The sequence below is a fragment of the Aquabacterium sp. genome, from assembly GCF_004297345.1.
In the GTDB taxonomy this organism is placed as follows: Bacteria; Pseudomonadota; Gammaproteobacteria; order Burkholderiales; family Burkholderiaceae_C; genus Aquabacterium.
The window spans coordinates 1-12712 of record NZ_SCTN01000043.1 but is presented as its reverse complement, the minus strand read 5'-3'; the positions used below and the strand labels follow the sequence as shown (position 1 = coordinate 12712).

Below are 12712 nucleotides of genomic sequence, written 5' to 3'. Positions count from 1 at the left end.
CCGAGGCCGACAGCGCCAGGGCCAGTGCGCCAACGAGGATGTGCTTCATAAGGATTAGCTCCGATAAACGAGGTTCGAAAAACAAGCGCGCATCTTGCATGCAGCCGGTCACCCCGCGCCCCCTTGAAGCAGGGATCATTCTGGTAAAGACTGTGGATGATTGTTTCTGACAGGAGCAATTGGCGCCACCGGCCCCCACCAAAGGAGGAAAGTGCACGCCCAACCCGCCCCTACAATCGTTTGCGGCAGGTCCTCAGGTCCGCCCACTGTTCATAGACACGAAACTAGGAGTTATTCATGAAGAAGATCGTCATCGCAGCACTGGTTACTCTGGCTGCATCCTCCTCCATGGCCGGCCAGAACAACGTCGGTAGCTGCGGCTGGGGTTCCAAGCTGTTTGAAGGCAAGTCTGGTGTAGTCAACCAGGTGCTGGCCGTCACAACCAACGGCACCTCCGGCAACCAGACATTCGGTATCTCCTTCGGTACCTCTGGCTGTACGCAAGACGGCGTGGTGTCCTCCAGCTGGAAGACCGCCATGTACATTGACGGCAACCGCGTGGCCCTGGCCCGTGACGCTGCAGCCGGTCAAGGTGAAAGCCTGAACGTACTGGCCGACGTGATGGGCGTGAAGGACGCCGACCGCGCCCTGTTCGCATCGACCATCAAGGCCAACTTCGCCAGCGTGTTTGCCAACGACCAGATCGCCTCCAACCTGAAGGCTGTGCTGGCTGCCAACGAGCAACTGGCTGGCTACGCTGCCGTCATCTGATGATGATGCGGTGAGGCCCTGAATCTGCTCCAGGCCTCACGCCAACAGCGCAGGCTGCCGTCACGTGCAGCCCCAGCATGCCCAGCACCCGCTGGGCATGTCTCATTCAGCCTGGACTTGCTTGTGAGAATCCGATCCCTGTTCATGGGTGCCACCGCGCTCGCGCTATCGTTGATGGCAGCCTGCGCAATGGCCGCATCCAGCACGCCACAACAAGCCTACATCCAGACGCTGCAGCAACAGGCGCGCGACAAGCATCTGGCTGACAGCCCCATGTGGCGCACGCTGCTGCACTATCGTGTGCAACCGCTCACCCGCCTGGATCGCAGCCTGGCTGACGACAGCGACTTCTTTCTGGCCCCTCAAGGCGTGCATGCGCCAGAGCAGGAACTGGACGCCACCCTCGCCGCTTTTGCTGATCCCACGCCGCGCCACGCGCTGGATCAGCCTGCCGCATGTCGCTTCATCGCCCGCTATCAGTGGCTCAACGACGAGTTGCATTTCGATCCGCAACAACTGCCGCCGCCCGACTGCCCCCGCTACCGGCAATGGCGCGATGGCATCCAGGCAGACAAAGTCACGTTGATCTTTCCGTCGGCCTACCTCAATAGTCCGGCCTCGATGTATGGGCACACCTTCCTGCGACTGGATCCTCAGCCGCAAGCCGGGCAGAACAGATCGCCCCTGCTGTCGTACGCGGTCAACTATGCCGCCAACGGCAACGAGAGCGAAGGTGTCGCCTATGCCTTGAAAGGGCTCACTGGCCTGTATGCCGGCCAGTTCACCAACGCGCCCTACTACCTGCGCATCCGCGAGTACAACGACCTGGAGAACCGCGATATCTGGGAGTACGAGCTGGCGCTCACGCCCAAGGAAATCGACCGTTTGCTGGCCCACACCTGGGAGCTGGGCCCCACGCGTTTCGATTACTACTTCTTCGACGAAAACTGCTCGTATCACCTGCTGTCGCTGCTGGACGCGGCGCGCCCGAAACTGGGGCTGAGCAATCGCTTCACCTGGTGGGCCATCCCGCTGGACACGGTCAAGGCCGTGACCGACACACCTGGCCTGCTCAAGGCCATCCGATACCGCCCGTCCAACAGCACCGAACTGCGATACCGCGCCCATCTGCTGGGCCCGCAAGGTGCGCAACTGGCACAACAACTCAGCCAGGGGCAACTCGCCCCCGCAGACCTGATCCAGCACGAACCCTCGGCCGCACGCCGCGCCTTGATGCTGGAGACCGCCGAGCGGTTGACCTCGTTCGAAGCCACGCGCCGAGACAGCACGGAGGCCGCCACGCAGCGTGAGCGCATGGCCTTGCTGGCGGCTCGCGCAGCACTGCCTGCCGGTGAACCCCTGATCGTGCCCACGCCCGCCATTGATCCCACCCAGGGGCACAACACCGCTCGCACGGACATCATGATCGGCCAGCGCAACGGCCACGGCCTTATCCAGATTCAGGCCAAGCCGGCGTATCACGAGCTGCTGGATCCCGAGGCGGGCTACCAACGCGGCGCCGCCATCCAGTTTTTCAACCTGACGCTGGGCAAGACATCCGACGGCCATGTGCAACTGGAAAAGCTGGTGCCGGTGGAGATCACCTCGCTGAGTGCGCGCGAGCCGCTGCTGTCAGCCAAGTCATGGCGTGTGCACATCGGTCTGGAACGCGCAGACAACTCGCGGGCAGACGGTTCAAGGCCCTTGGGCCTCAACCTCAATGGCGGCCCCGGCCTGGCCTATGAACTGAATGCGCACGAGAGCCTGATGGGCTACGTCTTTCTGGACAATCAGGCGCGCTGGGACCGCAGCCTGCCGCAACAACCCTGGGCCATCGGCACCGGCCTGGCCGCCGGCCTGCTGGCCGACCTCAGCCCTGCTTGGCGCATACAGTTGGAGGCTTTCAAACGCGCCTATCTGGACAAGCAGCCCAGAGAGTCCGGCCTGATGATCCAGATGCGCTACAGCCTGAACCTGCAGTGGAACCTCAGCGGGCGATGTGGCGTCAGCCAACGTACCGGCATGCCGGTCAATCAGGAATGCATGGTGGGGCTGCAGCGCTATTGGTGATAGTGGTGATGGCAGAGGGCAGCCGGTGGTCGCCGATGACAGTGCGCGCACCGGCTGTCGTGTAGAGCCCCGGTTCAGCGAAGGTCACGCATGGGCGGGCGCCTCGATAATCAGCGAATTGCAGCACTCTCCAAGCCTCGGATGACCTCCCCCTCCAGCACCTATCCGCATCTGCTCTCTCCCCTGGATCTGGGTTTCACGACACTCAAGAACCGCGTGCTCATGGGCTCCATGCACACGGGCCTGGAAGACGGCCGGGATTTGAGCAAGCTGGCGGCGTACTTTCGTGAACGCGCCGAAGGCGATGTCGGCCTGATCGTGACGGGTGGCTTTGCCCCCAACCTGGCCGGCTGGACCAAGCCCTTTGCCGGCACGCTGGCCACGTCGGGCGCGGCCAGGCGCCATCAGGTGGTGACGCAGGCTGTGCACCAGGCGGGCGGCAAGATCGCGCTGCAGATCCTGCACACCGGGCGCTATGCCTATCACCCATTGGCTGTGGCGCCTTCGCGTATCCAGTCACCGATCTCGATGTTCAAACCCTTTGCGCTGTCTGCACGCGGGGTGGAGCGCCAGATCCGGGCCTTCGTCAACTGCGCCATCAAAGCGCGTGAAGCGGGCTACGACGGCGTCGAGATCATGGGCTCCGAGGGCTACTTCATCAATCAGTTCCTCGCGCAGCACACCAACAAGCGCACAGACCAATGGGGCGGCGATTACAGCAACCGCATGCGCCTGCCGGTCGAGATCGTCGAGCGCACGCGTGAAGCGGTGGGCCGCGACTTCATCATCATCTACCGCCTGTCCATGATCGACCTGGTGCCTGATGGCTCCACGTGGGACGAGGTGGTCACGCTGGGCAAGGCCATCGCCAAGGGTGGCGCTAGCATCATCAACACGGGCATCGGCTGGCACGAAGCGCGCGTGCCCACGATTGCCACGAGCGTGCCGCGCCGCGCCTTCACCTGGGTCACGCAGAAAATGAAGGCCGAGCTGGCCGCCTCGGGTATCGACATCCCGCTGGTGACGTCCAACCGCATCAACACGCCGGAGGTGGCAGAAGCCGTGCTGGCCGATGGCTGCGCGGACATGATCTCGATGGCGCGCCCCTTGCTGGCCGACCCCTACTTCGTGAAGAAGGCGGCCCAAGGCCGTGCGGACGAGATCAATACCTGCATCGCCTGCAACCAGGCCTGCCTGGATCACATCTTCCGCAACAAGCTGACGTCCTGCCTTGTCAACCCGAGGGCCTGTCATGAGACCGAGCTGGTGTTCAAGCCCACGGTCAACAAGCGCCGCGTGGCGGTGGTAGGTGCAGGCCCGTCCGGCCTGACAGCGGCCACGCATCTGGCCGAACGCGGCTTCAACGTGGACCTGTTCGATGCGGCCACCGAGATCGGTGGCCAGCTCAACATGGCCAAGCAAGTGCCAGGCAAGGAGGAGTTCCACGAGATGCTGCGCTACTTCCAGCGCCGCGTGGAGCTGACCGGGGTGAAGCTGCATCTGCAAACACGCGTCGATGCAGCGCGCCTGCAAGGCTATGACGAGGTGATCGTGGCCACGGGCGTGAACCCGCGTGACCCGAAGATCCCCGGGCAGGATCACCCCAAGGTGCTGAGCTACATCGATGTGCTGCGCCACAAGAAGCCCGTCGGCAAGAAGGTGGCCGTGATCGGCGCGGGCGGCATCGGCTTTGATGTGGCCGAGTACCTCGTGCATGACGGCCACTCCACCACGCTGGATCTGGAAGCATGGAAGGCCGAGTGGGGCGTGACCGACCCGGCGCTGGCGCCCGGCGGCTTGAGCACGGGCAAGCCTCAAATCACACCACCGGCACGCGAGGTGGTGCTGCTGCAACGCAAGAAAGGCAAGCTCGGCGCAGGTCTGGGCAAGACCACAGGCTGGATTCACCGCAGCGCCTTGAAGATGAAGAACGTGCAGATGGTGGGCGGCGTCAACTACGAGCGCATTGGCGATGAAGGCCTGCTGATCAGTTACGGCGAAGAGCGCAAGGCCCCTACCTGGATCGACTGCGACAACGTGGTGCTGTGCGCAGGCCAGGTGCCACTGCGTTCACTGGCCGATGAGCTGGCCGCATCAGGCCGACAGGCGCATGTGATTGGCGGCGCCTTTGAAGCCGGCGAACTGGATGCCAAGAAGGCCATTGACCAGGCTGCACGGCTGGCGGCCATGCTCTGATGTACTCAGTGGTCAGCCGGCTCGGTCAAACGGGCTGGCTGCACCTCATCCAGCGAAGCGAATTGAGAAGGAGAAGCCTCCAGGCAAGGCAGCCACAAGGTGAAGGTGCTGCCCTGGCCTTGTTCGCTGCTCATGGCCACATGCCCACCCATCAGCTCGATGATTTCCTTGACGATGGTCACACCCAAACCGGTGCCCGGGATGCTGCCGGATTTGTCTGCGCGGTAGAAGCGCTCACCCACACGGGCCAATTGTTCGGGCGACAGGCCCAAGCCATGATCCTCGATCTGAACGCCCACATGCGGCTTGCCATGCAGATCCTGCGCCACCACACGCACATGCACATCGCCACCATTGGGTGAGTACTTGTAGGCGTTGGACAGCACATTGAGCGTGGCTTGCTGCATCTTCTGGCGGTCCACCCACACCATGATGGGCTCATCCGGCCACTCGGTCAGCGGCGCCTGCCTGTCTTGTGGATGTTTGAAATCGCGGATGACATCACCCACCAGATCAGCCAGGTTGATGGCCTTGAAGCTGAAGTCCTTGCCTTGCCGCGCTTCGATGCGTGCCAGGTCCAGCAGCTCGTTGATGATGGCGGCCATGGCCTCGCTTTGGCGGTAGATCCGACTGAGCAGGTCCTTTTGCTTTTCGGGCTTGAGCTCGCGGGTCAGCAGCAGCTCCGTGAAGCCATAGATGCTGGCCATGGGTGTGCGCAACTCGTGCGCGGCCATGGACAGGAAGGCGCTCTTCATCTGGTCCACTTCGGTTTCGTGGGTGACATCACGCAAGTGCAAGACTTGCGATACGGTGCCACCTTCACTGCGGCTCAAACGCACCTCCAGCATGCGCCGTGCGGGTGGCTTCATTTCGATCACAACGCGCCCGCCATCGACAGCTTCGCCTTCATGCGCTTCGGCGTGATCCATGGGCCTCAGCGCGGCCAGGCTGCACACGGCCTGCCCCGGCACACAACGCTCGAACAGCCTGTCGCTGAAGGTCACCTCGTCCGTACCAATCAAGCCATGGCCAGACATGCCCGTGAGGTGCGACCAGGCGGGACTGATGTAGCTCACATGACCCGACATGTCGAAAGAGACGAAGGCATCGGGCGACAAGGAAAAAATCGCCGACATCTGCTGGCTGTGCTCGCGCAACTTGGCCTGGGCCTCCTTGCGATCGTGCACGTCCTGGATCGACCCGGCCATGCGCGTGGCTGCGCCGAAGTCATCGAAGTAGACCTTGGCACGTGATCGGAACCAGCGATAGCCGCCAGACTTGGTCTTGAGCCGGTACTCGATGTCGAAGGGCTGATGATCTTTGAAGGCCTTTTCGATGGCCACGAAAGTCGCCTTCTGATCGGCGGGATGCAGCATCGAATCAAAGATCACGAGGTTGGCCGGGATCTCATTGGGCTCATACCCCAGCAAGCGGTAGAACTGTGGCGACCACCACTCGTCTTGCGCGTTGACGTTCATCCAGTCCCACATGCCATCGCTGCCGCCATCAATGGCCAGGTTGTAGCGTTCGGCATTGGCCTTGAGTTCAGCCTGGGCGCGATGGGTGTCGGTAATGTCATAGGCAATAGAGATGTACCTGTCGATCTCGCCATTGGCCCCGGCAATCGGCGAGATCACGCATTGCACCCAGTAAAGCGCGCCATCTTTGCTGCGGTTGCAGACCTCTCCCACCCAGGGCTGGCCGTGCAACAGGGTCTGCCACACGGCAATCCAGAAGAAGGGATCGTGCTCGCCCGAACCCAGCATGCGCGGGTTCTGGCCCAGCAACTCGTCTTTGCCATAGCCACTGGCCTGGCACAGGGCATCGTTGACATCGGTGATTTCGCCATCAGGTGAGGTCACGCACACCATGCTGAACTGGTTCAAGGTGCTGACCAACGCGGCGCTTTCACGGGAGGCTTTTTCGGCTTCACGCTGAGCGCCCAGCAAGTCTTGCGTCATCGTGTGAGCCAGTTGCGCCGCACGCGCGCGGCCTGTGTTCATCAACCACACGGATACGGCCGCCATGGCGCTGAGCATGATGCCCAGCAAGGCCAGCCACACGGACATGGCCTGGCTGTTGTCCGCATCGAAGCGTGGCGTGGAGCGCACTTGCAATCGCAACGGGCGCGCGCCAACTTGCAGATCCTGCGTGACATCGAACAAGGCGGGGTGAGCGGGCTGTGCCGCCAGCGCCTGGCCAGCCACCCAGTGCTGGGCGCCATCGCTGCCCAACTCGTACAAGGCGTAACTGGCCTGCGTTTGCAAAGTAGCATCCAGCACCAGCGGCCTGCCCCTGGCCGCCTGCGGCTCGGATGCCAACGCAATCAGCCGACTGGACAAATGATCAAAGCGAGACTGCGCGGCACGCTGCGTCTGCTGGTGCAAGCCCCAGGCCAGCGACGCTGTCAGGCCCACACCCACCACAAAGACCACAGCCGGCAACACACCATTGCGGGTATGCAGAAAATCGTCAAACGCCGTAGGAGCTGATGACATGCGATGCGCCATCCGGTGCGCACGCCAGACCACCAGGGGCGCCGCCATGACAGACAGCATCGTGGCGTCCAGGAAGGCCTCCTGCCAGGCCGCCAGGCCGGGCGCCAGCCAGGGCAGCAGGAACATGACCGCGACCTCGCAGCCTGCCACGATGAGCAAAAACTCGATCAACAGCCGAGCGGATCCCAGCACGCTTCGCCAGCTTCCCGGGATCATGCCAATCCCTTGCGCACACGCGCCACCGCGCAACGCAAAGCTGCATTCGGCGGCGAACTCGGCAGATGATCGGACGCGTGCATTTTTCCCGAAACAAAGATCACTTTCTGAGTCAACTTCGGCTTTTCGGAATGAAGCTTGAGGGGGATACTCGCGGTAATGTGCCTGGAGGTGGCCAAGATGAAACGTGTCTTGATCGTGGAAGACCAAGCGGACATCCGCGAACTGATCAGAATGACCCTGGAAATCGAGGACTTCGATATTCATGAAGCCGAGAATGGCGACATCGGCCTGCAAATGGCCCGCCAGCTCAAACCCGACCTGGTCTTGCTCGACGTGATGATGCCGGGCTCATTGGACGGTTTTGGCGTATGCAGCCACATCAAGGGCGACAGTGGTCTCAAGAAAATGAAAGTGGTGATCCTCAGCGCCAAGGGCCAGGACAACGACAAACAGCAAGGCAAACAATCCGGTGCCGATGGCTACCTGACCAAGCCCTTCTCCCCCCGGCAACTGCTTGACGTCGTCACCAGGCAACTGGGCTGAAATCTCCCCCTCCCTCATGGGCCCACATGAGCACTGACACGGCCACCAACGACCCTTATGTCTTGCCCGAGCAGTTGTGCATCGGGCTGTATGTCCATCTGGACCTGAGCTGGACGGAGCACCCGTTCACATTTTCCAGCTTCAAGATCAAGTCGCTTGATCAGATTGCCACCATCCAGGGCCTGGGCCTCAAGCGTGTACGCTACGCCCCCGGCAAGAGCGACAGCAAACCGCTGGCTGCACCCAAGCCAGGTGATGCGCCAGCAGCACCACCGCCCCCACCCCTGCCGCGCGACGAAGACCCCGCCTTCCACGCCAAGCGCGCCCGCATGCAGCGCCTGGGCGAGCAAAGGGCCAAGGCCGCCGCCTGCGAAAAAGAACTGCTCTCTGCCGCCAAGACGATCAAGTCCATCAACCAGAACGTCTTTTCCCGCCCGGAAGAGGTCAAGGAAGCGGCAGGCACGCTGATCAAGTCGATCGCTGACTCCATGCTCGTGGACGCCGACGTGTCCATCCAGTTGATGGCTGACAAGGTGGGCGGCGAGGAGGTCTACTACCACTCGCTCAACGTCTCGCTGCTGTCGATGATGCTGGCCAAGGAGCTCAAGGCCCCAGCACCGGTGGTCCAGATGGTCGGCATGGGTGCGCTCTTCCATGACATTGGCGAGCTGGAGATCCCCGATCGCATCGTGCGCAAGCAGGAAGCTCGCACCAAGGCCGAAACAGCCCTGCTGCAGATGCATTGCGAATACGGCGTCAACATCGCCAGGAAGATGAACCTGCCCAACGAAGTGCTGCAGGTGATTGCGCAGCACCACGAGAAGGTGGATGGCAGCGGCTACCCCAGCGGCGCCACGGCAGCGCAGATGTCACTGCTCACGCGCATCGTCTCGCTGGTCAATGCCTATGACGAGATGTGCAACCCGCCGAATGCGGCCAAGGCCATGACACCGCACGAGGCCTTGTCCATGATGTTTGCGCAACAGCGCAATCAGTATGACCAGCTCGCCATGAGCACCTTCGTGCGCTGCATGGGCGTGTACCCGCCGGGCACGATTGTGGTTCTGTCCAACGGCGCCACAGCCATGGTGGTGTCGGTCAACACGAGCAAGCCCTTGCGGCCGGTGGTGCTGGTGTATGACCCGTCTGTGCCGAAAGAAGAAGCCATCGTGGTTGATCTGGAGGTGGAGCAGGATGTCTCCATCACGAAGACCATGCGACCTCAACAGCTGTCCAGCGATGCCTACGCCTACCTGTCGCCGCGCAAACGCATGACCTATTACTTCGACACCGAGTCGGGCAAAGTCGGATCATGAAGGGAAGCCTGACGTGAGCAAGCATGTATTGATCATCGAAGACTCCGGCAGTTTTCGGATGGTTGTCAAAGTCGCGCTGGAACGCGCAGGCTACGAGATCATCGAAGCAGCCAGTGCCGATGAGGCCTGCACCTTGCTGGATGGCCGCACCATCCATGTGATCGTGTGTGACGTCAACATGCCCGGCATGAATGGCCTGGACTTTGTGCGACACCTGCGCACCACGAACTACAAGTTCACGCCAGTGGTGATGCTGACCACAGACAGCCAGATCGAACGCAAGGCAGAAGCCGCTGACATGGGTGTGAGGGTATGGATCACCAAACCCTTCCAGCCCACTTACCTGATTGAGGCCATCAGCAAGTTATGTCCACTCTGACGCACGCCCGACATTTCCGTTGAATTTAGACACATTCGACAAGCTTTGCTGCACATCAGCACGCGGGCAGCAACATCGCCGCATCCCCTTACACATGTGTCATCTCCTTAGAGACTGAAACGACACCAGTCGTCCTATTCTGGAGGCACTGCCAGCGGTACTCCGGCATGCCAGAAGAAAACGACAAAGGGGTGTCATGCGCTTACAGCACGTAGATATGGCCAGGGGCATCTGCATCCTGCTCGTGGCACTGGGACACAACCAGGTCCTGATGCCACACGATGCAGCTTTCAACCATTGGCTGGGCACCTTCCGGATGCCACTGCTCTTTCTGATTGCGGGCACCTTCTTTCAGCCACAGGTCCCACTGGGACAACTGGTCAGGCTCAAAGCCGACGCCTTGCTCAAACCATTTCTGGTGATGGCCCTGCTGCATGCCCCGCTGCGCATCGCTTTCTGGCAGGTACCGCCTCTGGAGTTCGGATTGGGCGTGCTATCAGGTAGCGGCAACTACCTGCCCTGGCTCTACGCCTTGTGGTTCCTGCCTCATTTGTGGCTCGTATTTGTGCTGGCATGGCTGATGCACCATGGGCAGCAAAGGCTCAAGCTCGAGCTGCCTGAGCGCCTGATGGTCACAGCCAGCGTGCTCGCCATCGGCTTCGTGACCTTGCCTTGGTTCTGGATGAAGCCACTGGACCCTCTTGGCGTGAAATTCACCTTGCTGGGCCTGCCCTTCTCTGCAGACCTGCTACCCATCTCGACAGCCTTCTTTCTGCTCGGCTACATGGTGAGACGGGCCTTCCACCAGATGCGCTTTCGCTGGGCCACGCTGGTGCTGGCACTGGCCGTCTTCAGTTGGACGCAGGCGCTCTACCACCCCTCTGTCGACTTGTTTGATCGCCGTTACTCGCATCTGTTTGCGTGCACCGTGGCCGCGCTCTCGGGAACGACCGTGGTGCTGGAGCTGGCAGCCTGGATGACACGCTTTCAGACCGTGGCGCGCTTCATAGCGCACTGTGGGGTCAACAGCCTGTTCATCCTGATGTTCCACTCGCCGATTCAAAGCACGATGATGAGCGTGCTGGATAGGAGCATGGGCGCGGGCAGCGTGCTGGCGGCCGGCATGGCCTACATCATCTGCGTTGGCAGCTCACTGATGCTGGCCAAGCTGATCCGACGCCATTGGTGGCTGGGCTTGCTGTTTTTGCCAACCAGCACGGTTCAGGCTCAAAGGGAGGCCGCACGACGGCAACCCCAGCCCGGCGACGTGCTTGGCCATGAACCGGATGTCTTGCATGCGACGGTGGCGCGGCGGGCATGATGCGGGCTGCTGTCCGCATCACGCACACGCCCGATCAAGGCATCACTGCCCGATCTTCACCGGCACGCTCTTGACGCTGCCATCGGCCTGAGGCACCTTGACCACGAGGTTCAGCGTGCCCTTGAAGTCCGCCGGCGGGGTGCCTGTGAAGGCGCCGGTTGCCGGATCGAACTTCACCCATGTGGGCATGGGCTTGCCATCAGCCGTCTTGATGTCGATCTTCTTGCCAGCGGGCAAGTTGATCGGCACCTGCACAACGGCCTTGACCTGAGGCCCGGCTGCCGCACCGGTCTTCTCGGTGACGCCACCCTTGGCCTGGATGCTGGTCTTGGCCACATCCACCTCGGCACCCACCTTGGTCATACCCAAGGTGGCGCCGCCGCTCACAGCCGACGCCTTGTCGATGCCGCCGGCTGCGTTGATGCTGGCTGCGCCGTCGACCTTGGCCTGAGTACCTTCCATCGACGTGCGGCCACCCGAGTTGATCTGCAGGTTGCCTGCGCCGTTGATGCTGACGCCTTCCTTGCTGTTGCCGCCGCCGATCTCGGCACGGTTGATCACCCCGCCGCCATCACCGGCCGTGCCACCAATGGCGCCACCCACTGTGCTGCTGGTCGCTGCCTTGAGGTTGACGTTACCGCCTGCAGCAATCTTGGTGTCACCACCGCTGTCAACCTTGGTACCAACCAGCGTGACGTCCTTGCCGGCCACGATGTCCACACCTTGACCGCCGCCAATGCTGGCCACGCTCGATGTGGTGGACTTGCTGCCCGCGACCCCGAAGCTGTTGTCGGCCGAGGCCACTTCATTGGTCTTGGTTGTGGTCTTCTTGCCGTCATCGCCTGTGGTGGTTTCACGCTTGGTCGAACCGCCAATGGAGCCGCCCACAGACAAGTCGGTCGAGGTGCTCTCTGCCGCCTTGACGTTGACGTTGCCACCTGCGGCCACCGTGGTCTTGCCTTGTGCGGAGACCTGCGTGCCTTCCAGCGTGGTGTCCTTGCCGGACGACAGCTTCAGGTTGCCACCCGACTGGATCGTACCGCCCGTGGCCGTGGAGCTGTTGCTTTGCGCATAGTCGGCGCTGGCACCGAATGAGCCTTCCTTGCTGGACGAGGGCTTGGTGGTCTCACCCGTCTTGGCGTTGGTACCGCCCTTCTCGTTGGACTTGCTGGCGCCGATGTTGGCGCTCACATCCAGCGACTTGCTCGATGCCGTGTCCTTCGCAGCATTGAAGGCCAGATCGCCCTTGGCTGCGATGCTGGCATCACCTTGAGACGCGATGTTGGTGCCCTCGAAGCTGGCGTTGCCACCCGACTTGACATTGAGCTTGCCACCCGACTGGATGTTGCTCACCACCGCTTGTGAGGCGTTCGAGCTGCTGTCGTTGTAGCCACCGCTG

Annotated in this window: 9 protein-coding genes; 7 read left to right on the top strand and 2 right to left on the bottom strand. The window is 61.9% G+C overall.

All coding sequences use genetic code 11. The annotated features are described in order from the left end of the window. The first annotated feature begins 297 nt into the window (after positions 1–297). The 3 genes from EPO09_RS01285 to EPO09_RS01275 all read left to right on the top strand — a co-directional run bounded on the left by EPO09_RS01285 (position 298) and on the right by EPO09_RS01275 (position 5037). Positions 298–771: a DUF3015 family protein gene (locus EPO09_RS01285; protein WP_290639391.1), complete on the top strand. Its 474-nt coding sequence runs from the start codon at positions 298–300 to the stop codon at positions 769–771. Between the two features lie 123 nt (positions 772–894). Continuing rightward, entirely contained in the window at positions 895–2841 is a 1947-nt protein-coding gene (locus EPO09_RS01280; protein ID WP_290639390.1) for a DUF4105 domain-containing protein, read from the top strand. Between the two features lie 141 nt (positions 2842–2982). Then, the gene (locus EPO09_RS01275) at positions 2983–5037 is read left to right on the top strand and encodes an NADPH-dependent 2,4-dienoyl-CoA reductase (protein WP_290639388.1); all 2055 of its coding nucleotides are present in this window, start codon (positions 2983–2985) and stop codon (positions 5035–5037) included. Between the two features lie 5 nt (positions 5038–5042). Here the strand turns inward: EPO09_RS01275 and EPO09_RS01270 are convergent, their stop codons facing one another. Then, a complete protein-coding gene (locus EPO09_RS01270) occupies positions 5043–7727 on the bottom strand; it encodes a PAS domain-containing protein (RefSeq protein WP_290639386.1) in 2685 nt (894 codons plus the stop codon). 204 nt (positions 7728–7931) lie between these two features. On the opposite strand from EPO09_RS01270, the gene EPO09_RS01265 reads away from it, so the two are divergent. The 4 genes from EPO09_RS01265 to EPO09_RS01250 all read left to right on the top strand — a co-directional run bounded on the left by EPO09_RS01265 (position 7932) and on the right by EPO09_RS01250 (position 11313). Beyond that, a complete protein-coding gene (locus tag EPO09_RS01265; protein WP_290639384.1) occupies positions 7932–8297 on the top strand; it encodes a response regulator in 366 nt (121 codons plus the stop codon). 26 nt (positions 8298–8323) lie between these two features. After that, on the top strand, positions 8324–9613 hold the full coding sequence (locus tag EPO09_RS01260; RefSeq protein WP_290639382.1) for an HD-GYP domain-containing protein: 1290 nt from the start codon (positions 8324–8326) through the stop codon (positions 9611–9613). Positions 9614–9626: 13 nt separating this feature from the next. Beyond that, a complete protein-coding gene (locus tag EPO09_RS01255) occupies positions 9627–9992 on the top strand; it encodes a response regulator (RefSeq protein ID WP_290639380.1) in 366 nt (121 codons plus the stop codon). A gap of 196 nt (positions 9993–10188) precedes the next feature. After that, on the top strand, positions 10189–11313 hold the full coding sequence (locus EPO09_RS01250) for an acyltransferase family protein (protein WP_290639378.1): 1125 nt from the start codon (positions 10189–10191) through the stop codon (positions 11311–11313). Positions 11314–11355: 42 nt separating this feature from the next. Here EPO09_RS01250 and EPO09_RS01245 read toward each other — a convergent pair. Next, the coding region (locus EPO09_RS01245; protein ID WP_290639376.1) for a hemagglutinin repeat-containing protein at positions 11356–12712 on the bottom strand (1357 nt) is incomplete at its 5' end.

Bases quoted from the DNA above. Each gene is read 5' to 3' on its own strand.
- EPO09_RS01260 (WP_290639382.1), top strand. From the start codon at position 8,324: ATGAGCACTGACACGGCCACCAACGACCCTTATGTCTTGCCCGAGCAG.
- EPO09_RS01285 (WP_290639391.1), top strand. From the start codon at position 298: ATGAAGAAGATCGTCATCGCAGCACTGGTTACTCTGGCTGCATCCTCC.
- EPO09_RS01265 (WP_290639384.1), top strand. From the start codon at position 7,932: ATGAAACGTGTCTTGATCGTGGAAGACCAAGCGGACATCCGCGAACTG.
- EPO09_RS01250 (WP_290639378.1), top strand. From the start codon at position 10,189: ATGCGCTTACAGCACGTAGATATGGCCAGGGGCATCTGCATCCTGCTC.
- EPO09_RS01275 (WP_290639388.1), top strand. From the start codon at position 2,983: ATGACCTCCCCCTCCAGCACCTATCCGCATCTGCTCTCTCCCCTGGAT.